This is a genomic window from Lysobacter avium, assembly GCF_015209745.1.
In the GTDB taxonomy this organism is placed as follows: domain Bacteria; phylum Pseudomonadota; class Gammaproteobacteria; order Xanthomonadales; family Xanthomonadaceae; genus Novilysobacter; species Novilysobacter avium.
This window is the reverse complement of record NZ_CP063657.1, coordinates 1,020,305-1,042,548: the sequence shown is the minus strand read 5'-3', so window position 1 is coordinate 1,042,548 and position 22,244 is coordinate 1,020,305. Positions and strand designations below refer to the sequence as shown.

21 protein-coding genes and 1 tRNA gene are annotated in these 22,244 nt (G+C 66.3%); 9 read left to right on the top strand and 13 right to left on the bottom strand.

Annotated elements, in window-relative coordinates; all coding sequences use genetic code 11:
- Positions 1 to 26: 26 nt before the first annotated feature.
- From secF to queA, 5 genes are all read right to left on the bottom strand, one after another.
- Positions 27 to 992, bottom strand: coding sequence for a protein translocase subunit SecF (gene secF / locus INQ42_RS04785; protein ID WP_194035373.1), 966 nt, complete (start codon positions 990 to 992; stop codon positions 27 to 29).
- Between the two features lie 15 nt (positions 993 to 1,007).
- On the bottom strand, positions 1,008 to 2,873 hold the full coding sequence (gene secD, locus INQ42_RS04780) for a protein translocase subunit SecD (RefSeq protein ID WP_194035372.1): 1,866 nt from the start codon (positions 2,871 to 2,873) through the stop codon (positions 1,008 to 1,010).
- Between the two features lie 61 nt (positions 2,874 to 2,934).
- Positions 2,935 to 3,273, bottom strand: a complete 339-nt coding sequence (gene yajC / locus INQ42_RS04775) for a preprotein translocase subunit YajC (protein ID WP_194035371.1) — start codon at positions 3,271 to 3,273, stop codon at positions 2,935 to 2,937.
- Positions 3,274 to 3,365: 92 nt separating this feature from the next.
- Positions 3,366 to 4,475: a tRNA guanosine(34) transglycosylase Tgt gene (gene tgt / locus INQ42_RS04770; protein ID WP_194035370.1), complete on the bottom strand. Its 1,110-nt coding sequence runs from the start codon at positions 4,473 to 4,475 to the stop codon at positions 3,366 to 3,368.
- The gene (queA, locus tag INQ42_RS04765) at positions 4,472 to 5,599 is read right to left on the bottom strand and encodes a tRNA preQ1(34) S-adenosylmethionine ribosyltransferase-isomerase QueA (protein WP_194035369.1); all 1,128 of its coding nucleotides are present in this window, start codon (positions 5,597 to 5,599) and stop codon (positions 4,472 to 4,474) included. Before queA ends, tgt begins: the two co-directional genes overlap by 4 nt.
- Before the next feature lie 167 nt (positions 5,600 to 5,766).
- Here queA and INQ42_RS04760 point away from each other — a divergent pair, with 167 nt between their 5' ends.
- Together INQ42_RS04760 and INQ42_RS04755 are read left to right on the top strand one after the other, a co-directional pair.
- Positions 5,767 to 7,266 carry an aminotransferase class III-fold pyridoxal phosphate-dependent enzyme gene (locus INQ42_RS04760; protein WP_194035368.1) on the top strand — a complete coding sequence of 500 codons (1,500 nt, stop codon included), beginning with the start codon at positions 5,767 to 5,769 and terminating at the stop codon, positions 7,264 to 7,266.
- Between the two features lie 539 nt (positions 7,267 to 7,805).
- The gene (locus tag INQ42_RS04755) at positions 7,806 to 9,305 is read left to right on the top strand and encodes a catalase (protein ID WP_194035367.1); all 1,500 of its coding nucleotides are present in this window, start codon (positions 7,806 to 7,808) and stop codon (positions 9,303 to 9,305) included.
- Between the two features lie 76 nt (positions 9,306 to 9,381).
- On the opposite strand, the gene INQ42_RS04750 is transcribed toward INQ42_RS04755, so the two are convergent.
- The 7 genes from INQ42_RS04750 to rsmD form a co-directional block, all read right to left on the bottom strand.
- On the bottom strand, positions 9,382 to 10,143 hold the full coding sequence (locus tag INQ42_RS04750) for a TMEM43 family protein (RefSeq protein ID WP_194035366.1): 762 nt from the start codon (positions 10,141 to 10,143) through the stop codon (positions 9,382 to 9,384).
- Positions 10,140 to 11,030, bottom strand: a complete 891-nt coding sequence (locus tag INQ42_RS04745; protein WP_194035365.1) for an MBL fold metallo-hydrolase — start codon at positions 11,028 to 11,030, stop codon at positions 10,140 to 10,142. Before INQ42_RS04745 ends, INQ42_RS04750 begins: the two co-directional genes overlap by 4 nt.
- Before the next feature lie 82 nt (positions 11,031 to 11,112).
- Complete coding sequence (gene ggt / locus INQ42_RS04740; protein ID WP_194035364.1) at positions 11,113 to 12,870, bottom strand: gamma-glutamyltransferase; 1,758 nt, start codon at positions 12,868 to 12,870, stop codon at positions 11,113 to 11,115.
- 4 nt (positions 12,871 to 12,874) lie between these two features.
- A complete protein-coding gene (locus INQ42_RS04735) occupies positions 12,875 to 13,129 on the bottom strand; it encodes a YfhL family 4Fe-4S dicluster ferredoxin (RefSeq protein ID WP_193986723.1) in 255 nt (84 codons plus the stop codon).
- A gap of 66 nt (positions 13,130 to 13,195) precedes the next feature.
- Complete coding sequence (locus INQ42_RS04730) at positions 13,196 to 13,699, bottom strand: hypothetical protein (protein ID WP_228064434.1); 504 nt, start codon at positions 13,697 to 13,699, stop codon at positions 13,196 to 13,198.
- 52 nt (positions 13,700 to 13,751) lie between these two features.
- A complete protein-coding gene (coaD, locus tag INQ42_RS04725; RefSeq protein WP_194035363.1) occupies positions 13,752 to 14,255 on the bottom strand; it encodes a pantetheine-phosphate adenylyltransferase in 504 nt (167 codons plus the stop codon).
- Positions 14,252 to 14,941: a 16S rRNA (guanine(966)-N(2))-methyltransferase RsmD gene (rsmD, locus tag INQ42_RS04720; RefSeq protein WP_194035362.1), complete on the bottom strand. Its 690-nt coding sequence runs from the start codon at positions 14,939 to 14,941 to the stop codon at positions 14,252 to 14,254. The genes coaD and rsmD overlap by 4 nt, the downstream gene beginning before the upstream one ends.
- 67 nt (positions 14,942 to 15,008) lie before the next feature.
- On the opposite strand from rsmD, the gene ftsY reads away from it, so the two are divergent.
- Genes ftsY through INQ42_RS04700 form a run of 4 tightly spaced genes read left to right on the top strand, consistent with a single transcriptional unit; the run spans position 15,009 to position 19,023 of the window.
- On the top strand, positions 15,009 to 16,322 hold the full coding sequence (gene ftsY / locus INQ42_RS04715; RefSeq protein ID WP_194035361.1) for a signal recognition particle-docking protein FtsY: 1,314 nt from the start codon (positions 15,009 to 15,011) through the stop codon (positions 16,320 to 16,322).
- Positions 16,231 to 17,676, top strand: a complete 1,446-nt coding sequence (locus tag INQ42_RS04710) for an AsmA family protein (protein WP_194035360.1) — start codon at positions 16,231 to 16,233, stop codon at positions 17,674 to 17,676. Before ftsY ends, INQ42_RS04710 begins: the two co-directional genes overlap by 92 nt.
- Entirely contained in the window at positions 17,673 to 18,770 is a 1,098-nt protein-coding gene (gene mutY, locus INQ42_RS04705; RefSeq protein ID WP_194035359.1) for an A/G-specific adenine glycosylase, read from the top strand. The genes INQ42_RS04710 and mutY overlap by 4 nt, the downstream gene beginning before the upstream one ends.
- A complete protein-coding gene (locus INQ42_RS04700; RefSeq protein ID WP_193986712.1) occupies positions 18,748 to 19,023 on the top strand; it encodes an oxidative damage protection protein in 276 nt (91 codons plus the stop codon). The genes mutY and INQ42_RS04700 overlap by 23 nt, the downstream gene beginning before the upstream one ends.
- 24 nt (positions 19,024 to 19,047) lie before the next feature.
- Here the strand turns inward: INQ42_RS04700 and INQ42_RS04695 are convergent, their stop codons facing one another.
- On the bottom strand, positions 19,048 to 19,476 hold the full coding sequence (locus tag INQ42_RS04695) for a DUF6491 family protein (RefSeq protein WP_194035358.1): 429 nt from the start codon (positions 19,474 to 19,476) through the stop codon (positions 19,048 to 19,050).
- Between the two features lie 165 nt (positions 19,477 to 19,641).
- Between INQ42_RS04695 and INQ42_RS04690 the strand changes: the two genes are divergently transcribed.
- The 3 genes from INQ42_RS04690 (at position 19,642) to INQ42_RS04680 (ending at position 22,221) form a co-directional block, all read left to right on the top strand.
- Positions 19,642 to 19,717, top strand: a tRNA-Phe gene (locus INQ42_RS04690).
- 138 nt (positions 19,718 to 19,855) lie between these two features.
- Entirely contained in the window at positions 19,856 to 20,338 is a 483-nt protein-coding gene (locus tag INQ42_RS04685) for a hypothetical protein (RefSeq protein ID WP_407070784.1), read from the top strand.
- 92 nt (positions 20,339 to 20,430) lie between these two features.
- The gene (locus tag INQ42_RS04680) at positions 20,431 to 22,221 is read left to right on the top strand and encodes an acyl-CoA dehydrogenase C-terminal domain-containing protein (protein WP_194035357.1); all 1,791 of its coding nucleotides are present in this window, start codon (positions 20,431 to 20,433) and stop codon (positions 22,219 to 22,221) included.
- Positions 22,222 to 22,244 lie beyond the last annotated feature (23 nt).

Sequence of the window (22,244 nt, the reverse complement as noted above, 5' to 3'; positions counted from 1 at the left end):
CTTTCTTGATTGCGGCGTTTACAGACTCACGGCCTGCGGGCCAGGGCCTCTTCGTCGCGGGCCTTCGGCATCAGGTCCTGCTTGGTGACCTTCAGGAAACCGACCGTCAACAGCGGCGAGGCCACAAAGATCGAGGACATCGTCCCGATCACCACGCCGATCATCATCGCCTCCGCCATGCCCTGCAGCGATCCGCCGCCGTACATGTACAGCGCGAACACGGTCAGGAACGAGGCCACCGAGGTGATGATCGTGCGCGAGAGCGTCTGGTTGATCGAGGCGTTGATGATCGCGCCAGGCGTGGTGCGCATTGTGCGGAAGTTCTCGCGGATACGGTCAAACACCACGATCGTGTCGTTGATCGAGAAGCCCACCACCGACAGGATGCCGGCCAGCACGGTGAGGTCGAACTCGTGGCCGCTCAGGGCAAACCAGCCCACCACGATCACCGAGTCCTGCAAGGAGGTCAGCACGGCAGCAATGGCGAACTTCCGCTCGAACCGGGTCGAGATGTAGACCAGGAATCCGACGACCACGAAGATCAACGCCCAGATGCCGTTGAGCGCCAGCTCCTTTCCGACCTGCGGGCCGACGAAGTCACTGCGCATCACCGTGCCGGGATTGTCGGCCGTCGATACTGCGTTGGTGATCTGCCTGGCGGTGCGGTCGTTGGTTTCCAGATCGCCGTCCGCGCCTTCCTCGCCGGACTGCAGGCGTACCAGCAGGTCGTTGCCGGAACCGAAGGTCAGCACCTCGGCACTGCCGTAACCGGCGTCAGCCAGCCGCTTTCGCGCTTCGTTGACGTCAACGGGCTGCTCGAAGCGCAGCTCCGTCACCGTGCCGCCGGTGAAGTCCAGGGCAAAATTGAACCCGTTGAACGCGATCGCGCCAACCGACACCACCAGCAGCAGGATGGAGACCACGAACGACGCCCCACGAAGGCGCAGGAAGTCGATGTTGGTGACGTTGGGGATAAGGGTGAAAGGTTTCATCATCGATTCCTGCGGTCAGATCGCAATGGACTTGAGCTTGCGGCGATTGCCGTAGAGCAGCGTTGCCATCCCGCGCGAGGCGGAAACCGCGGTGTACATCGAGGTGATGATGCCCACGATGAGTGCGACAGCAAATCCCTTCACCGGGCCGGTGCCAAAGGCAAACATGGCCACGCCGGCCAGCAAGGTGGTCAGGTTGGCATCCACGATCGTGCTGGTGGCCTTCTCGTAGCCCAGTGCAATGGCCGACTTGGGTGGCACGCCGAGCCGCAATTCCTCGCGTATTCGCTCGTTGATCAACACGTTCGCATCCACCGACAGGCCGACGGTCAGCGCGATACCGGCCATTCCCGGCAAGGTCATGGTGAAGCCGAAAAGCGACATTACCGCCACCAGCATCAGGATGTTCAGCAACAGCGCCGCGCAGGTGATGATGCCGAACATGCGGTAATAGATAAGGAAGAACAGCAGCACGAAGCTGAAGGAGAACACGACCGCCTTCACGCCGCGCTCGATGTTCTCGCGGCCCAGGCTGGGGCCGACGATGCGCTCTTCCACGAAATCCATCGGCGCGGCCAGCGAGCCTGAGCGCAGCAGCAGCGCCAGGTCGGACGCCTCCTTCATGCTTTCCAGGCCGGTGGTCTGGAAATCCTTGCCGAACACGCCATTGATGTTGGCCACCGAGATGACCTCCTCGCTGACCTTGGTGCTTCGGATCTCCTTGCCATCGACCATCCGGACCTGCGGGATGCGCTCGATGTAGACCACCGCCATCGGCTTGCCGACGCTGGCACTGGTGAAGTCGAACATGCGCTGGCCGCCGGAACTGTCCAGCTTGACCGAGACCGACGGTGTGCCCGACTGCGGATCCAGGCCCGAGGTCGCGCCGACCAGCTGGTCACCGGAGGCGATCACCCGCTTGTTGAGCAGGATCGGCACCGGCTTGCCGTCGATTCCCAGCTCGCGCCGGTAATAGACCTTGGCCTGCGGCGGCACGTTGCCGGTGGCCACGGCGTCGTAGGCATCGCCTTCGACCACCGCGCGGTATTCCAGTGTCGCGGTCGCGCCGATCACGCGCTTGGCCTGCGCGGTGTCCTGCACGCCGGGCAGCTCGACCACGATGCGGTCGTTGCCCTGACGCTGGATCAGCGGCTCGGCCACGCCCAGCGCGTTGATGCGGTTGCGCAGCGTACCCAGGTTCTGGTTCAGCGCGTCGGTCATCATCCGCTGCATTTCCGGTTCCGGGATCTGCAAGGTCAGGACCTGTCCATTGCCGTCCAGGCGCAGGTCCGGCTGGCTGGCCATGATCTTCTTGCGCGCCGCAGCCGCATCGGCCGCGTCCACAAGGCGCACGTTGACCGAGTTGTCCGGGCGCCGGGTGACCGACTCGTAGCGCACGCGCCCGTCGCGCAGGACCACGCGCACGTCCTCGACGATCGCATCCAGGTGCTTGTCCAGCGCCGCCTTCTGGTCGACCTGCATCAGGAAGTGGACGCCGCCCTGCAGGTCAAGGCCGAGCAGCATGCCGTGGGCGCCGATATTGTCGAGCCACGGCGGGACAGTCGATGCCAGGTTCAGCGCGGTGACGTAGTCGTTGCCCAGCACCGGCGCCAGCGCGTCGGCGGCCTTGGACTGGTCGTCCGTGCCGGTCAGGCGCACCAGCAGGTTGTCACCATCGATGGCGACCTGCTTGGTCGGAATCCCGGACTTGCGCAGCGTTTCGGACACGCGCTGGACCAGCGCCTCGTCGATCGGGGCGCCGCGGTTGGCGGTGACCTGCACCGAGGGATCCTTCTGGTACAGGTTCGGCAACGCGTAGATCGTGCTGAACAGGATGGCCAGCACCAGGACGACGTATTTCCAGCGCGCGTAAGTGAGCATCGATTACCCCTGCGGCGGCCGTCCGGCCGCCCCTGCTTCTAGAAAAAAGTGGTGACCGCGATCAGGCGGCTTTCAAGGTGCCCTTGGGCAGCACGTTGGCGATCGAGCCACGCTGCACGCGGATGCGGACGTTGTCTGCGATCTCCACGGTGACGAAGTTCTCCCCCAGAGCCGTGACCACGCCAGCAACGCCGCCGTTGGTCAGCACCTCATCACCCATGGCCAGCTGGCCAAGCATCGCCTTGTGCTCCTTCGCGCGCTTCATCTGCGGACGGATCATCAGGAAGTACATCACGCCGATCAGCAGGACCGGGAACAGCAGGGACATTCCCAGTCCACCCGCCGGAGCAGCGGCGGCCTGGGCATGGGCGGGAGCGATCACCAGATCAAGCAGGTTCATGTTGATATTCCGTAAGGACGAAAAACAGCCGGAGATTATGTCATGGCTTGCGAATGCCCACGCGGGCGACGCGGGTAGCGGATCGCACCGCGTTACGGCGTGCGCGCCGCGTAGAAGGACTCGCGGAACGCCGCGAAAGTTCCCGCGGCGATCGCCTCGCGCATCTGCGCCATCAGCCGCTGGTAGTAGCGCAGGTTGTGCGCGGTCCCCAGCATCGGTCCGAGCATCTCGTTGCAGCGGTCGAGATGACGCAGGTAGCTGCGGCTGAATCCACCGGCGCATGCCGTGCAGTCACAGCCCTCCTCGATTGGCCTCAGGTCGTGCTCATACTTTGCGTTGCGGATGCGCACCGTGCCGGCCGCGGTAAAGAAATGGCCGTTGCGCGCATTGCGGGTCGGCATGACGCAATCGAACATGTCGATGCCGCGGGCGACGCCTTCCACCAGGTCCTCCGGCCGGCCGACGCCCATCAGGTAGCGCGGACGATCAGGCGGCAGTTGCGGGCAGGTGTGCTCCAGCATGGCGTTGCGCTCGTCTTCCGGCTCGCCCACCGCGAGCCCGCCAATGGCGTAGCCGTCAAAGCCAATGCCGGTGAGCCCGGCCGCCGAGCGAGTGCGCAGCTCGTGGTGGACCCCGCCCTGGACGATGCCGAACAACGCGGCGTCGTTGCCTTCATGCGCCTTGCGCGAGCGCTCCGCCCAGCGCAGGCTGAGCTCCATGGAGGTGCGCGCGACCTCCTCGGTTGCCGGGTACGGCGTGCACTCGTCGAAGATCATCACCACGTCCGAGCCGAGCACCTTCTGGATATGCATGCTCTCCTCGGGACCGAGGAATACCTTGCGGCCGTCGATCGGCGCGGCGAAGGTCACGCCCGCCTCGGTGATCCTGCGCTTGTGCGCGAGCGAGAACACCTGGAAGCCGCCCGAATCGGTCAGGATCGGGCCATCCCAGCGCATGAAGCCGTGCAGCCCGCCGTGCGCCTCGATCACCTCCAGGCCCGGGCGCAGAAACAGATGGAAGGTATTGCCCAGCACCATCTGGGCACCCAGCTCGCGCACTGCCTGCGGATAGATGCCTTTCACCGTGCCGTAGGTGCCCACCGGCATGAAGGCCGGCGTCTCGACGATGCCGCGCGGGAAACGGAGACGCCCGCGACGCGCGGCGCCGTCGGTACCCAGCAGTTCAAATGCCATGCGGCTCATTGCCGTGTTGCTCCAGGATCGGGAAACAGCAACATCGCGTCGCCGTAGGAAAAGAACCGGTAACGCGCCGCGACCGCGTGCGCATAGGCGGCGAAGACCCGGTCGCGGCCCGCAAACGCCGACACCATCATCAGCAGCGTGCTTTCGGGCAGATGGAAATTGGTGATCATCGCGTCGACCGCGCGGATCCGGTAGCCCGGGACGATGAACAGCCGGCTCTCGCCAATATAGGGCCGCAACTCGCCGTCGGGATTCTCCGGGCTCGGCTGCATCGCCGTCTCCAGTGCGCGCACCACCGTCGTGCCCACCGCGATCACGCGGCCACCTGCTGCCCGCACCCGGGCGACCTGCCCGACCAGCGCTGTATCGACGTGCAGCCGCTCGGCATGCATGACGTGGTCAGCCAGGTCGTCGACGCGGACCGGCTGGAAGGTGCCAGCACCCACGTGCAGGGTGACGTGGCCGAACTCGACGCCGCGCGCGGCTAGCGCCTCGAGCAACGCCGGGTCGAAGTGCAGCCCGGCCGTCGGTGCGGCCACCGCGCCGGTCTCGCGCGCGAATACGGTCTGGTAGCGCTCCAGATCCTCCGCGTCGGGCTCGCGCTGGATGTACGGCGGCAGGGGCAGGCGGCCGACCCGCTCGAGATAGGCGTCCACCGGCTCGCCAAGATGAAACTGCAGGCGGTAGAACTCCCCGTCCCGGCCGAGGACCTCGGCCTCACCGCCTGCGTCGAGCTGGATGCGTGCGCCCTGCTTCGGGGATTTGCTGACGCCCAACTGGGCGCGGGCGCAGTCGTCCTCCAGCAGCCGCTCGATCAGGATCTCGACGCGGCCGCCCGTGCTCTTGGCGCCGAACAGGCGGGCCGGGATCACGCGGGTGTCGTTGAACACCAGCAGGTCTCCGGGCTGCAGCAGCGCCGGGAGCTCGCTGAACACATGGTCGGAAAACGCCGCCGGCGCCGTCGGGACCAGCAGCAGGCGGCTGGCCGATCGCCGCGCCAGCGGCGCCTGCGCGATCAGCTCCGGGGGCAATGGATAGTCGAAGTCGGACTTTTTCAAGACGTGTGGATTCACGGGTGCAGGCGAGATGGCAGGACGGGACACGAGGCCTGCGGCAAATCGCATAGTGTAGCGATACGCCGTATAGAGCCCGGGGGTTATGCCGATCTCCGCGCCGTGTTAGAATCGGCTAACTGATTGAAATACAACGTAAATCTCTTGCGCGGCGCGCCCGCGCATTTTTGTTTGCGGTGGCTTGCCACTGCGATCAACCCTGTGGAGGAGCAACACCGATGCCCAGCACCACCCACTCAAACGCCATCGCCGGCAAGCTTGCGCCCTTGCGCGCCCACGGCGGCTCACGCCGCACCGTCGGTCTGGATGATGCGGTCCTGGCGCAGTTCGCCGACAACGCCGAGCTGGGCGAAGCGGTGGATGCTGCGCTGACCGAGTACGCCGAGGTAAAGAACCGTTTCGCCGAACTTCTGGATCTGGACGAAGCCAGCCAGATGGAGAAGCTGCAGGCCGGCTTCATCAACTTCTACCAGGACGACGCGGTCAACCCGTACGTCGCCCTCGCCGCCCGCGGTCCGTGGATCGTGACCCTGAAGGGCGCGGTGATCCATGACTCGGGCGGTTACGGCATGCTCGGCTTCGGCCACGCGCCTGCGCAGGTGATCGCCGCCATGGCCAAGCCGCAGGCGATGGCCAACATCATGACCCCGAGCATCTCCCAACTGCGCCTGAGCACGCTGCTGCGCGAGGCGATCGGTGTCGAGCGCGAGTGTCCGTTCACCCACTTCATGTGCCTCAACTCCGGCTCCGAGTCGGTCACCCTGGCCGCGCGCATCGCCGACGCCAACGCCAAGACCGTAACCGACGACGGTGGCAAGCGCGCCGGGCACAGCATCAAGCGGCTCGTGGTCAAGGGCGGCTTCCACGGCCGCACGGATCGACCGGCGCTGTATTCCAACTCCACCCGGAAGGCCTACGAGCAGTACCTGGCCAGCTACCGCGGGGAGGACAGCGTGATCGTCGTGGAGCCCTACGACATGGATGCGCTCAAGCAGGCATTTGCCGACGCCGAGGCGAAGGGCTGGTTCATCGAAGCGATGTTCCTGGAGCCGGTGATGGGCGAAGGCGACCCGGGGCGCAGCGTTCCGGTCGAATTCTACAAGGCCGCCCGCGAACTGACCCGCAACCACGGCTCGATGCTGCTGGTCGACTCGATCCAGGCAGGGCTGCGTGCCAACGGCGTGCTGTCGATCATCGACTACCCAGGCTTCGAGGGCGTGGAAGCCCCGGACATGGAGACCTACTCCAAGGCACTCAATGCCGGCCAGTACCCGCTGTCCGTGCTGGCCGTGACCGAGCGTGCCGCAAGCGCGTATCGCAAGGGCCTGTACGGGAACACCATGACCACCAACCCGCGCGCGCTGGATACCGCCTGCGCGGTGCTGGAGATGGTCACCCCGGAACTGCAGGAGAATATCCGTGCCCGCGGCGCCGAAGCGCTGGAGAAGCTGGAAGCGCTCAAGTCCGAGCTGGGCGGCATGATCACCAAGGTCCAGGGCACCGGCCTGCTGTTCTCGTGCGAGCTCTCCAACGACTTCAAATGCTTCGGCAGCAATTCGACCGAGGAATGGCTGCGCGAGCACGGCATCGGCGTGATCCACGGCGGGGCGAACTCCCTGCGCTTCACCCCGACCTTCACCAGCACCAGCGCCGAGATCGAACTGCTGGTGAACATGGTCGGTCGGGCGTTGCGCGAAGGTCCGCGCGCCAGCAACTGACGTCGCGCAAAACGACTGCGCGGGCGATCGCGCGGATCAAGCACACAAGGAGCCGGGGAAACCCGGCTTTTTGTTGTCCTTTTCCAAGCTCCCGGTGGCAACCGGAACGGCGCGAGGGGGGGGCGTGAACTGCATGCCATCGGGGCGAATGTCCCCCGGCCTCCGCCTGCGGCGGCGGCCTCCTCCTTTATTTCGCCCCGAAGGCATCCAGCTCACCCCTGGATTGGCGGGTATCCGCTTTTACAACCGCCAGCGATGCTGGAACGGTGGGGGTGAATGCCCTTGCGGCGAAATAAAGGAGGAGGCACCGGCTTCATCGGTGCCGGGGGACATTCGCCGCAAGGGCATCCACCCCCCGCGCCACCCGCTGCTCCGCCGACGCATTTCATTTACGCACTCTCAGAGACCGGCGCTATCGATCCATTCCATCCAATCAACTGGCAAGCCTTCGGCCGCGTAGGCAGACTGGAACGAACGGGAGGAAGTGCAACTCCCGTCACAGGTTCAGTCCCCCAGCAATTGACGCCAGGAGTCTCCCCATGAGTAACCCACACGACAAGACCGCGACCGGATCCACCACCGGCTCCGGCAGCCCCGCACCCAGCGACCGCAATTCGCTGACCGTCGGCGCGAACGGCCCGATCCTGCTGCACGACGTGCACTTCCTGGAGCAGATGGCGCATTTCAACCGCGAAAACGTCCCCGAGCGCCGGCCGCATGCCAAGGGTGCCGGCGCCTTCGGGGTGTTCAAGACCACCGCCGACGTTTCGCGCTACACCCGTGCCGCGCTGTTCCAGCCCGGTGCGTCGACCGACATGCTTGCGCGCTTCTCTACCGTCGCTGGCGAACTGGGCAGTCCGGACACGTGGCGCGACGTGCGCGGCTTCTCGCTGAAGTTCTACACCGACGAGGGCAACTACGACCTGGTCGGCAACAACACGCCGATCTTCTTCGTGCGCGACCCGATGAAGTTTCCGCACTTCATCCGCAGCCAGAAGCGCCTGCCCGACTCGGGCCTGCGCGACAACCACATGCAGTGGGATTTCTGGACCAACAACCCGGAATCCGCGCACCAAGTCACGTACCTGATGGGCGAGCGCGGGCTGCCGCGGACCTGGCGCCACATGAACGGCTACGGCTCGCATACCTACATGTGGATCAACGCGGCCGGCGAGAAGTTCTGGGTCAAATACCATTTCCACACCCGCCAGGGCATGGCGTTCTTCACCAACGCCGAAGCCGCCGAGATGTCCGGCAGCGACGCCGATTACCACCGCCGTGACCTGTTCGATGCGATCCAGCGCGGCGAGCACCCGGAGTGGGTCCTGTCCGTGCAGGTCATGCCGTATGCCGAGGCAACGGACTACCGCTTCAACCCCTTCGACCTGACCAAGACCTGGTCGCACAAGGACTATCCCCTGATCGAAGTCGGCACGATGACCCTGAACCGCAATCCGGAGAACTTCTTCGCCCAGATCGAGCAGGCGGCGTTCTCGCCGGGCAACACGGTTCCCGGCATCGGCCTCTCGCCTGACAAGATGCTGCTGGGCCGCGCATTCGCCTACGCCGACGCGCAGCGCAACCGCATCGGCACCAACTTCCACCAGCTGCCGGTCAACCAGCCCAAGGTGCCGGTGAACACCTACATGTTCGATGGCCAGATGGCCTACCACCACAGCGGCAACGCGCCGGTTTACGCCCCCAACAGCGGCGAGCGCAGCTGGGCCGACGAAACCGGTCCGATGCCCGACGGCTGGGAGACCGACGGAGACATGGTCCGCAGCGCCTACACCCTGCACGCCGAGGACGACGACTTCGGCCAGCCCGGCACGCTGGTCCGCGAGGTCTGGAATGACGCCCAGCGCGCGCAGTTCGTCGACCAGGTCGCCGGCAGCTTGCTGGGCGGCGTGCGCAGTCCGGTGTTGGAGCGGGCGTTCGAGTACTGGAAGAACGTCGACCCGGCTACCGGCCAGCAGATCGAGGACAAGGTGCGCAGCGGCATGGCACCCGAGCCGGCCGAAGGCATGGGCGAAGGCTGAGCCGGACCCGACCCCGGGCTGGGCGCTTCGGCGCCGGCCCGGGTTTTTTGTTTAAGCGCGTCGCGCCAGCTCGGCGTCAGGCGCGGCGTCGACGGCGATATCGGCCAACCAGCAAGACGCCGAGCGCAAGCAGCGCACCGAGGATCAGCTTGCCGATCAGGCGAACCTCCCCGCGCTTGGGCAATGTCTCCGCGGCTGGTGCAGGGTCGGTCGCGACGGGCGTGGCACTGACCGGGTCTTTCGACGGGGCAGCAGCCACCAAATGCCACTTCCCACCCCGCAGCTGCACCTTTCCGGCCAGCGGCGGCAGGTGGAGGGCGCGCCAGTGGATGCGGATGTCGCCGTTGTTGGGATCGAGCGGGTTCAGGGCACTTCCCAGCCCATCGCCTTCAGGCTGGAAAGTCGCCGCCAGATTCGCCGGCAGGCGGGTGAAACCGGGGCGGAATTCCTGCCACTGGCCCAGCGCCTTGATCACCGACAGCTCCACCGGCTTGCCGTCGATGCTGACATCGCGCGCCCACCAGATACGGTTCTCCAGCGGGAAGCTGCGCGGGTTTTCATGACCGTCTTCGAAAGCGGAGGAGTCCACCAGCGCCGGCTTCCATACCTGCTGATAGCCACCGCGCCCGTCGCGCTGCCATTGATACATCTCCACGCGTCGTTCGAGCCCGAACTGGCGAGTGCGCACGCCAAAGTCGGTGTCCTCGATTGGGGCGGCGGATACCGGCTCGCCCATTGGCGCAGCCGGTTGCGGGTCGCTGCGCGGTGCCTCGTCGGCCGACGCGGAGGCTGCCGCGCCTGCCAGGACAAGGACGACCATCAGGCGCCGCAGGCTCATGCAGCCAGCGTCCTCGCGTGCAGTTCGGCCACCTCATGCTCGGTGCGGTAGCGGCCACGCTCGTCGCGGGTCACCTGGGCGAGCGCACAGCCGGGGTCATGGGTGAAGAACAGATGGACGTTGCGTTCCAGCATGTCCGCCAGGAAGCGTTTTTTCTCGTCGATCAGCAGTTCCGCATTGCGGTCATACCCCATTGTGATCGGCACGTGCACCCAGGGCCGGCCGGGAATTAGGTCGGCGCAGAACACCAGGCCACCCATGTCCTGACCATCGACGCGTTCGGGACCGATGATCTCGGCCAGCATCAGCCCGGGCGTGTGGCCATCGCTGTAATGGAACCGCACGGCCTTCCCGAGCGTGTCGGAAAACTCGCCGTCGACCAGCTCAAGCCGCCCGGTCGCCTCCAGCAGGCCGGGCAGCTCCGGGATGAAGCTGGCGCGGTCGCGGGGGTGCGGCTCGATGGCGCGCTGCCAGTGCTCGCGCCCCACCACATAGCTCGCGTTGGGGAAAACCAGACGGGGCGGCTGGCCTTCCTCCCACGGGGCGAGCAAACCCCCGGCGTGGTCGAAATGCAGATGCGACAGCACCACCACGTCAATGTCCTCCGGCTTGAAGCCGGCGGCATCCAGCGACTCAAGCAGGACATGGCGATCCTCGACCACCCCGTAGCGCTCGCGCAGCTTCGGCTCGAAGAAGGCACCGATTCCCGACTCGAACAGGACCGTCTTGCCGCCCAGCGGGCTGGCGAGCAACGCGCGGCAGGCAAGGTCGATACGGTTGTGCTCGTCGGACTCGACCCACTTGCTCCACATCGCGCGCGGCGCGTTGCCGAACATCGCCCCGCCATCGAGCTTCTGGCTGTTGCCCATCAGCGACCAGAGTTTCATCGTCGACTCCATCGTTGCGCAGCCAAGGCTGCCTCAACAACCATCATCGGTGATCGACACGATGGGCGAAAGCAGGCGCCACTCAGGGCCGGTCCAGCACCACCTCGACCTCACCCACCGGGTTGCGCGGGTCGGTACCGCCGGACAGCTCATCGGTCCGCTTGTCCCAGGCGACGGTCTGCAGGTTGCCCCAGGTGCCCTCGCCCGCATTCACCGTGTGTCCCATCTTCTTCAGCGCCTTGACGGTCGCGGCATCCAACGCGCCTGGTTCGGCCGAGATGGCGTCGGGCATCCACTGGTGGTGGATGCGCGGCTCGGCGGCCACCGCCTGCGCGGTCATGCCGGCGTCGTAACCGAGGATGCCGATCAACACCTCGGTAATGATCCGGCTGCCACCCGGCGCACCCAGCACCGCCAGCTTGTCGGGTGAATCGATGTAGGTCGGGGTCATCGAGCTGAGCATGCGCTTGCCCGCTTGCACCGAGTTGGCGTCAAAGCCCATCACGCCGAAGGCATTGGGCGTGCCGGGCTTGAGCGCGAAGTCGTCCATCTCGTTGTTGAGCAGCACGCCAGTGCCCGGCGCAATCATGCCCGAGCCGTACAGCAGGTTGACGGTCTGGGTCGCCGAGACGATGTTGCCGTCGGTATCGATGATCGAGAAATGGGTGGTCTCGTCATCCTCCATCGGCGTTGGCTGGCCGGAAAGCAGCTCGCTGGGCGTCGCCTTGTCGGGATGGATTGTCGCCCGCAGGCCGGCGGCGTAGGCCGGGTCGGTCAGCATCGCGATCGGCATCTCGACGAAATCCGGATCACCCATGTAGAGGGTGCGGTCACGGTAGGCGCGGCGCATCGCCTCGACGATCAGATGGGTGCGCTGCGCGGAATCGAGTCTGGACAGGTTCCACGGCTGCAGCACCTGCAGCATTTCCGCCAAGGCCACTCCGCCCGAAGACGGCGGCGGCGCGGTGACCACTTTCCAGCCGCGGTAGTCGAAGATGATCGGCTCGCGCTCGCGGATCCGGTAGCCGGCCAGTTCGGCAGCAGTCCAACGGCCGCCCTCCTCGGCGACCGCCGCCAGCAGTTGATCGGCGACCTGGCCCTGATAGAAGCCGGCATGGCCACGCTGGGCCAGCAGTTCCAGCGTCTGCGCCAGGTCTTCCTGCTTGAGGATGTCGCCTGTCCGGGGAGCACGCCCGTTGGCCAGGAATACCTCGCGCGTACCGCGATACCGCTCCATCACCTTGCTGCGGGTTGCGTAGCCTTTTTCGAGCCGGCCGTAGACGGGGAAACCCTCGCGGGCAAGCCGGATCGCGGGCGCAAGCGAGGTGGCCAGCGGCAGGCGGCCGTAGTCGTCGGCCAGATGCACCAGCGCCGCGGGCAGGCCGGGAATGCCGGCTGACCAGGGCCCGTTGGTGGCACGGTCGCGGTTGAGCTCGCCCTTCTCGTCCAGATATGCCTCAGGTGTCGCCGATTCGGGCGCGGTCTCCCGGGCATCGACAAAAACGTCGCGGCCGGTTTTCGCGTCGTGCAAAAGGAAGAATCCGCCACCGCCGATCCCGGAGCTGATCGGCTCGACCACCGAGAGTGCGGCAGACACGGCAATCGCCGCATCAAAGGCGTTGCCGCCCTGATTGATGATCTGCGCGCCGGCTTCGGTGGCCAGCGAGTGCGCGCTTGCGATCGCCGCGCCAGGCGGAGTCGCCGCGGTCGCTGGCGTGGTGCGTGACACCGGAGCCGCGCGAGGCGAAGAGTCCGCGGTCGTCGCGCAGCCCCCGATGGCGAACGCCAGCAACGGCGCCAGGAAACCGGTTACCACTGCGGTTCGCGTCGCAATTCGCATCACATCACTCCTGTTCTTGCTGCAACCGGGCCAGCTTGGCCAGCAGCTGGCCGGTTGTTTCGGGAAAATCGGGATCCGGGTCAATGCATTCCACCGGACACACCACCACGCACTGCGGCTCATCGAAATGGCCCACGCACTGCGTGCAGCGCGCCGGGTCGATCACGTAGATCTCCTCACCCTGCGAGATGGCCTGGTTCGGGCATGCCGGTTCGCAGACATCGCAGTTGACGCAAAGCTCGTTGATCTTGAGGGACATGGGCTGCCGCTATGCGCGGATGGGGCAAGCCCCACCACGCGCTGTTACTCGTAATGAAACCGAGGGTTACTTGGCTTCGACAAACACGTATTCGACACCGGCCGGCGTCACCGCCTGCTGGACACGCTCGCTGTCGGCGGGCGCGCCGATGAAGAGCAGACGCACCCCCTTCATCGAACCCGGGCCGACCTTCTGGAAGGCGCCAACAATGATGTCGGCCATCATCGCCGACTCGGGCGAACCGAAGGCCACCAGGTTGCCTTCCACGATGCCGCGCTGCATCGCGTTCTCGATTTCCTCGCGCAGGCGCTCGTGGGCGCCTTCGAAGCCTTCGCTGTCGCTGCTGGGCAGGTAGTACAGGTAAGGGCTGGAGGTCACGTCGCCCATGTTGCGGGTCACCACCGCGGACAGGTAGCTGCCCCACTCGTTGTCATCGTTGGTGGTCGGCGCCGACAGCGGCGCAAGCGCGACCGCGGCATCTTCGGTGGTCTCAGTTGGAGCCTTGTCGCACGCGGCCAGCAGCGGCAGCGACAACAGGGCGACAAGCATCAGGCGGGCGGTGGTGTTCATGGCGTTCCCCATTCTTGTTGGTTGGAATATGACGTCGGCGAGGTGCCGGCGATCAGGCGGTGCTGCGTTGCCATTCGCGCTGAAGCGCCTCGGCAACCGCGGGCGGGACAAAACCGGAGACATCGCCCCCCAGGCGGGCTATCTCGCGGACCAGCGATGAAGAGATGAAGCTGTACTGCTCGGCGGGAGTCAGGAAGAGCGTCTCCACGTCGGGGATCAGATGGCGATTCATGCTGGCCATCTGGAACTCGTACTCAAAATCCGACACGGCGCGCAGGCCGCGCAGCACGACGCCGGCACCGATGCCGGAAACGAAATGCGCGAGCAGCGAATCAAATCCACAGACCTCGACGTTGGGATGATGATCGAGCGCTTCGCGGGCCAGCTCCACGCGCTTTGCCAGCGGCAGCGCAGGGCTTTTGGACGGGCTTTCCGCCACGCCCACCACCAATCGATCAAACAGCGGCGCGGCACGATCGACCAGATCGATGTGGCCGTTGGTAATCGGATCGAAGGTGCCTGGATAGACGGCGGTGCGGTGTCGAGCCGGGGTCATTGGGCAAAACGCTCCAGATCAGGGACGTCCGGCCGGGCCGGATCAATGGGGAGTGTATCAACGCCGACGCGGGTGCCGTCGCCTGCCGTCAGTACCGGGCGATGCCGGTAAAGCGCATGGCGGACTTCGCGGGTCCTGCCTTCACGGTGCAGGCTCCATCCGCCGGGCAGCGTCACCGGCTCGTCGACGGGCCCTTCGACGTGCAGCCATGCGCCGTCCCGCATCAATGGCAGGACGCCAGCCAACGCGGGCTTCAGAAGCCCGGTGGCGAAGGGCGGGTCAACGAAGGCGATGTCGAAGCTGGCGCGCGGCTGCGTCGGCAGCCAATGCATGGCATCGGCCTGCACCACCCTGGCCGCCTGGCCGCCCTGCAGTCGTTGCGTGGTGGCCAAAAGGCTCGCTGCCAGCACAGGGTCGCGCTCGACCAGTACCGCCGATGCGGCGCCACGCGACAGCGCCTCCAGTCCGAGGGCGCCGCTGCCGGCGAACAGATCCAGCACCATGGCACCGTCGATCACCGGCGCCAGCCAGTTGAACAGGGTCTCGCGGACCCGGTCGGGGGTCGGCCGCAGGCCCGCCGAGTCGACAACGGGAAGCTTGCTGCCACGCCATCGCCCACCGATCACACGGACCTGGCCGGGGCCGTTGGCGACGGAGCGCGGAGCGTTACGGGCGGGCTTCTTCATGGGGTCGCGAAATCAGGCCGGTGCTAGCATGGGCGCCATTCTCGCGCATTCGTGAATCCTACTGTCGATGGCCAGCTTCTTTCGCCGGAAAAAGCCCGGTTCCGCACCCTCCGAGCGTCGCTACAGCACCGAGGAGCTCGCTGCGGCGTTTCCGGGGGCGCAGCAGGAAAAAAGTGATGTTGAGAGAGTGGAAAACGACGTGCCGCAGGCGAGTTCCGCGCCTGCCCCTGCGGCGCCGACGCCGGTAGAGACGCGCGCACCGACTGCACCACCCGTGCAGCCGCCGACTCCAGAGCCGCCGCCTGTGCCGCCTGTGCCGCCAGTGCCGCCCGCGCCGCCAGTCCGGCCCGCTTCGCACGCGCCGCGCCCGGTTGAGGCCGTCGCGACACCAACAGTAGATGCGGATACCGCTGAGCCCGCCCATAGCGCCTCCGTCGCGGCCGTTGGCCGGACCGACGCTCCGGCGAAAGGCGGCTGGCGCGAACGACTGCGCGGCACAACGTTCGCGCGCACGTTCGGCGGTCTGTTCCAGGGCAACCCGCGCCTTGACGATGACCTGCTGGACGAAATCGAAACCGCACTGATCATCGCCGACGTCGGGGTGACGGCGACCACCGATCTGGTGGAAGACCTGCGCAAGCGGATGAAAGCGCGCGAGTTCGCCGACTCCTCAGCCTTGCTGAAGGCCCTGCGCCAGGACCTGGTCGACCTGCTCGCACCTGTTGCCGTGCCGCTGAAGATCGACGCCGCCGCCAAGCCGTTCGTTGTCCTCACCGTGGGTGTCAACGGCGTCGGCAAGACCACGACCATCGGCAAACTGGCGCGTCGCTTCAAAGGCGAGGGGCACTCGCTGATGCTTGCCGCCGGCGACACCTTCCGGGCGGCCGCGGTCGCCCAGTTGCAGACCTGGGGCGAGCGCAACGGCGTGCCCGTGATCGCCCAGGGCCAGAATGCCGATGCCGCATCGGTGGCATTCGACGCGCTGCAGGCGGCCAAGGCGCGCGGCACCCAGGTGCTGATCGCCGATACGGCCGGCAGGCTGCACACCCAGCAGGGCCTGATGGCGGAGCTGGGAAAGATCAAGCGCGTCATGCAGAAGCTTGACTCCGCCGCCCCGCACGAGGTGCTGATGGTCATCGACGGCACGACCGGTCAGAACGCGCTCTCACAGCTGCGCCAGTTCCATGCCGCCGTGCAGGTGACCGGACTGGTGGTGACCAAGCTGGACGGCACCGCCAAGGGCGGGGTCGTGTTCGCACTGGCCCGCGAGTTCGGCATTCCGATCCGCTATGCGGGCATCGGCGAGAAGCTCGAGGATCTGCGGGTCTTCGATGCCGAGGCGTTCGTCGACGCGCTGTTGCCGGACACGCTCGGCGGCTGACGCGCGCGCCATGCCCGCGGAAGCCACTCCCGCGCCCCGCTCCCCTTGGCGACGCGGCGGTCGAATCGTCGCGATCGTCGGTGTGGTGGTGCTTCTGGGCCTCGTCGCGTCGATCGGCTGGATCTCGCGTCCTGCACGGCTGAGTGCGTTGATACTGGATCAGGTCGGCACCTCGCTCGGACTGCAGATCACCGCGTCGGGAACAAGTGAATACCGCCTGCGCGGAACGCCGATGCTGACCGTTCGCGGACTTGACGTTCGCCAGCCCGGCAGCGCGACGGCCCTGCTCACCGCCGAGCGCGCTTATCTGGCATTGCCGTGGGCAACCCTGTGGGCCGGTGGCGAGGACCTGACCATCCGCCGGGTCGAACTCGATGGGCCGCAGCTCGATCTGAGCGCGTTGCAGGACTGGATGGCAACCCGGCCAGAGGGCGGGCCGCTGCGCATTCCGACGCTGATCGATGGCCTGCGCATCACCCGCGGTCTTGTGGCGGGCGATGGCTGGTCGGGGGATCGTCTGAGTATTGCCACCGATCACGTATCGGCGAGCCAAGCACTTGCTGCGCGCCTGACCGGGCGTCTGCTCATGTCCACCACGACCGCCCCGTTCGATTTGCAGTTGGCGCTGACCAGACCGGCGATCGGCGCCGGTGCCGCCATTGCGGGCATCGCCAGTGTTCGCAGCGGGCAATTGCGGATGCCAATGGCGCTGAACCTGTCGGGAGTCCTGCGCGACGACGCGGACGGAATCGGCCTGGATGCAACCCGGCTGGGCGCCCACGCACGCTGGTTCAGCGAGCCCTCCGACGAAGAGCCCACGATTGCATTTGCGCTGGGCATCTCCGGCCGCGTGCGCTATCGAGGCGGCGACCTGGTCGTGGCGCCGCTGGCTGCAGCCGTCCGCGGGCAGGCCAAGGTCCCGGCGAGAGTCGACGCTACCGGTTCGCTCCTGTTCGGGGAGTCGCTCGAGCTGCACCTTTCGGGCGAGGTCGCCGACTGGCCCGCGCAATGGCCCGACCTGCCGGCACCGCTGGGGGAATCGGTCTCTCCATTCCCGTTCACCGTGGACTACGCCGGCGCTACCGACTTGTCCGACCCGCTGAATCTGCAATTGAGCCGGGACGAAACCCGCTTCGACGGACAATTCCGGCTGCCCGAGCTGACCGACTGGATCGCGCAGCTGGCCGATGGCACCCCGCTGCCGCCCCTCACCGGAACCCTGACGACGCCACGGATTGAAGTCGCTGGCGCAACCCTGACCGGTGTGCGACTACAAATCGATGACGGCGACCACGAGGGCGGCGAGGGGCTGCCGGAACCCGATCGCATTCCGGATTCCGGACCGGGCCGATGAAGGCGACCGTCAAGGCAGACAGCTTCGCCAGTCGCCTGCTGCACTGGTTCGACGATCACGGCCGCCACGATCTCCCGTGGCAGCATCCGCGCTCGCCTTACCGGGTCTGGTTGTCGGAGGTGATGCTCCAGCAAACCCAGGTCAAGACCGCCGCGCCCTACTTTGAGCGCTTCGTCGCCGCCCTGCCCAGCCTGCAGGCCCTCGCCGCCGCACCGATGGATGACGTCCTCGCGCTGTGGTCGGGGCTTGGCTACTACAGCCGCGCGCGCAACCTGCACCGGGCCGCGCAGGAGTGCATGTCTGCGCACGCCGGCGAACTGCCCCGTGACCTTGACGCCCTGGTCGCGCTGCCGGGCATCGGCCGCAGCACCGCCGCAGCCATCCTCGCCCAGGCCTGGGGCGACCGCCACGCCATTCTCGATGGCAACGTGAAACGGGTCCTTGCGCGATTCCACGGCGTGGACGGCTGGCCCGGATCGCCTGCGGTCGAGCGCCAGCTGTGGGTGTTTGCCGAGCAGCACCTGCCCCATGACCGCCTGGCCGACTACACCCAGGCGCAGATGGATCTGGGTGCGACGATCTGCACCCGCGCCCGCCCATCATGCGGCTCCTGCCCATTGTCCGCGGATTGCGCCGCCTACCTTCATGGCCGCACCGCGGAGCTGCCAACACGCAAACCCGCGAAGGCCGTGCCGCACCGCCAAGCATGGATCATGTGGCTGGAGGACGAAAACGGCCGCGTCCTGCTGCAAAAACGTCCTCCCGTTGGCATCTGGGCATCGTTGTGGACCCTGCCGCAAGCCGACGATGACGCCACGGTGGCGGACTTCCTGCGCGCTCATATCGACGGCGCCAACGGCGATGGGGATGTGTTGCCACCGATCGCCCACGCTTTCAGCCACTACAAGCTGGACCTGTTGCCCCGGCGGTGGCGCGGAGTCGCCCTGCGCAGCGCGGTGCAGGACAATAACCATTCGCGCTGGGTCGCACCGGCAGATCTGGCCACGCTGGGCATCCCCGCGCCCATCCGCCGCCTGCTGGAAGGCGGCCGACCATCCCACGAGGAATCCGATGACCCGTACCGTCTACTGTGAATTCGAGAAGCGCGACGCCGAAGGCCTCGACTTCGCGCCCTGGCCCGGCGAGGCCGGCCAGCGCGTCTTCGCCCACATCGGCAAACCCGCATGGGCGAAATGGCTGGCGCACCAGACCATGCTCATCAACGAGAACCGCCTGTCCCCGATGGATCCGGCGCACCGCAGGTTCCTGCAGGAACAGATGCTCGCGTTCCTGTTCGAAGGCAACGTCACCCAGGTGGCCGGCTACGTCCCGCCCGAACAGGACTGAGCCGGCTGGCGGATGACGCCATGCTCAACGCGTCGAACTCTCTCGCGCACGGCGCTCGGCGTTCTCCACCGCCTTGGTGTCTACCGGGCGGATCTCCCTGATCCGGCACGGAAAACTGGCATTCTGACGGTCCAACACGACCACGCTGTCCATGCCGGCGAACACGGTCCCGCCCTGCGCGCTGAAGCCAATCGTGTGTGAGAAATCCAGATCGGGGCATCGTCCGTCAAGCTCCAGCAGATACGCCTGGTGGCGACGCGTCCACACCGTCAGCGCGCTGTCACCGAGCGCCGTCCAGCTGTACAGGGTGCCGAAATTCTGGAAGCTGCGGACCGGCGCGCCCGCATGCGCGCGGTGGATCTCCAGACGCTGGTCATCGGTCAGGCGTGGGCCTGCGCTCGCGCACGCCCCCAGAGCCAGCGAAATCACGATGGCAAACAACAGATTCCTCATGACCGACTCCGATTCGGCAGCGGCCCGCTTCGCCGCGGGCCTGTGACAGCAATGATCACGTCACCGGCCTTCATCGTCCGTGAAGCGTGATCGACCAGCACGGCGGCTTGCAGGCAAGCGACTGCCCCGCTATAGTTCCGCTCCTTCACGGCCAGCCCGTGACATGGCCGGGTAGCTCAGTTGGTAGAGCAGGGGATTGAAAATCCCCGTGTCGGGGGTTCGATTCCCTCCCCGGCCACCAGTTTAGGTGGCACTGCAAGACCCAAGCCCTGCAACGGCCACAGCCGATGCGGGGTTTCGCGTTTCCGGGGTCCGGACTTTGCGGCACCCGCACCATGCGCCGTAGTATGCTCGGGGCACTCAAGACGGAGCGGTCGACATGCGGGCAACACGCGGGATGCGGTGGGCGGTTTGGCTGGTTTGCGTTGCGACCCTGGTCGCGTGCGCCAGTGGACCGGTACGCCGGGTGTCGGAGCCCTCGGCCAGGATCCAGCAGCTCACCGTGCTCGCCGATGGCAGCTGGACAGCTGATCTGCGGATCGAGAACTTCAGCAGCATCCCGATGCGCTTTGACAGCTTCCAGTTCGCGATGAAAATCGCCGAACAGGACGCGGGCACGCTGAGCGCGCAGCCCGCGCTGACCATCGGACCGGAGTCCGCCGACGTCATCAGCGTCGTGGTTTCGCCCACGGTCGCCGCCAAACTGGCTGTGGCCGACGGACTCGCAGGGCGCCAGGGCGTGCAGTACTCGCTGGACGGCACCGTGACCGCAACGCCCGACGAGCAACGCCAGCGGGAGTTCAAGGTCAAGCGCTCCAGCGCACTCAGCCCTGCCCCAGGTCTGCCCGGGGTGCTGCGCTGAATGATGCCCCGATATTGCGTCGTCCGGCTGCGCCGGCAGATCCGGCACCCGCACGACGCCACCCCACTTTCCTCAAATAAAGCGAGGCCGGCATGAGCCAGTACAAAGCCCCCCTGCGGGATATGCGTTTCGTCCTGTTCGACCTGTTGGGCGCGGAATCAGAATTCCAGCGCCTGGGTTTTGAGGACGCCAGCCGCGAAGTCGTTGACGCGGTGCTGGATGAGAGCGCCCGTTTTTCCGAGGAAGTGCTGGCGCCGCTTAATGAAGTGGGCGACCGCGAAGGCTGCACTTTTGACCAGGCGACTGGCGATGTGACGACCCCGACGGGCTTCAAGGAAGCCTATTCGCAGTATGTCGACGGCGGCTGGACCGGTCTGGTCGCGTCCACCGAGTTCGGCGGCCAGGGCCTGCCGCAGGCAGTGGGCTTCGCGCAGAAGGAAATGATCGACGCCGCCAACCTTGCTTGGGGCAACTTCCCCCTGCTTTCCCACGGCGCGACCGAAGCGCTGGTGCATCACGGCGAGGACTGGCAGCGCGAGGTGTTCCTCAAGCCACTGGTCGAGGGTCGCTGGACGGGCACCATGTGCCTGACCGAACCGCACTGCGGCACCGATTTGGGGCTGTTGAAGACCCGTGCCGAACCCAACGAGGACGGCAGCTACGCAATCACCGGGACCAAGATCTTCATCACCGCCGGCGAGCACGATCTGACCGAGAACATCATCCACCTGGTCCTGGCGCGCCTGCCCGACTCCCCGGCGGGCAGCAAGGGAATTTCCCTGTTTGTCGTGCCCAAGCTTCGCGTGGACCGCGACGGCAGCATGGGAGAGCCCAACCATGTGCGATGCGGCAGCATCGAGCACAAGATGGGCATCCACGGTTCGGCGACCTGCGTGATCAACTTCGACGGCGCCCAGGGATACCTGGTCGGTCAGCCGAACAAGGGCATGAGCGGCATGTTCACCATGATGAACGCTGCCCGCCTCGCCGTGGGGCTGCAGGGGCTGGGACTGTCCGATCGCGCCTACCAGAACGCCCTTGCCTACGCCCGCGAACGCCTGCAGATGCGGTCGCTGTCCGGACCGAAGTTCCCCGAAAAGCCGGCCGATCCGATCATCGTCCACCCCGACGTGCGCCGCATGCTGCTGACCTGCAAGGCCCTCGTTGAAGGCGGCCGCGCGATGAGCTACCACGCCGGACTGCAGATCGACGTCGCCCACAACTCGCCCGACGAGGCACAGCGCAAGCAGGCCGACGATCTGGTCGGCTTCATCACGCCGATCGTCAAGGCCTGCCTCACCGAATGGGGCGTGGAGTGCACCTATCATGCGGTGCAGTGTTACGGCGGCCATGGCTACATCGCCGAGAACGGCGTCGAGCAGCTCGCCCGTGATGCCCGCATCACGACCCTGTACGAAGGCACGACCGGCATCCAGGCCATCGACCTGCTCGGCCGCAAGATCCTGCAACTGCAGGGCGCCGGGCTCAAGGTGATGCTGGGAATGATCCAGCAACTTTGCACCGAGCACGCCGACAACCCCGAAGTCGCCGAGTTCATCGCCCCGCTGCAGAAGCACGCCGCGCAATGGCAGCAGCTCACCATGGAGGTGGTCGACAGAGCCGGCCGCGATCCGGAAGAAATCGGAGCCGCCGCATACGACTACCTCATGTACTCGGGCTACGTCGCACTCGCCTATTGGTGGGCTCGCAGCGTGGCGACCAGTGAGACCGGCAGCGGGTCGGACGCGTTCAAGGCGGGAAAACGCGAAACGGCGAAGTTCTATTTCGCCCGCATCCTGCCGCGGACGCTTGCCCATGCAGCGGCAATCCGCAGTGGCAGCGCCTCCCTGATGACTCTCGACGCGGAACACTTCGACGCCTGAGGACGGAATTCGGCTGCGGGGCC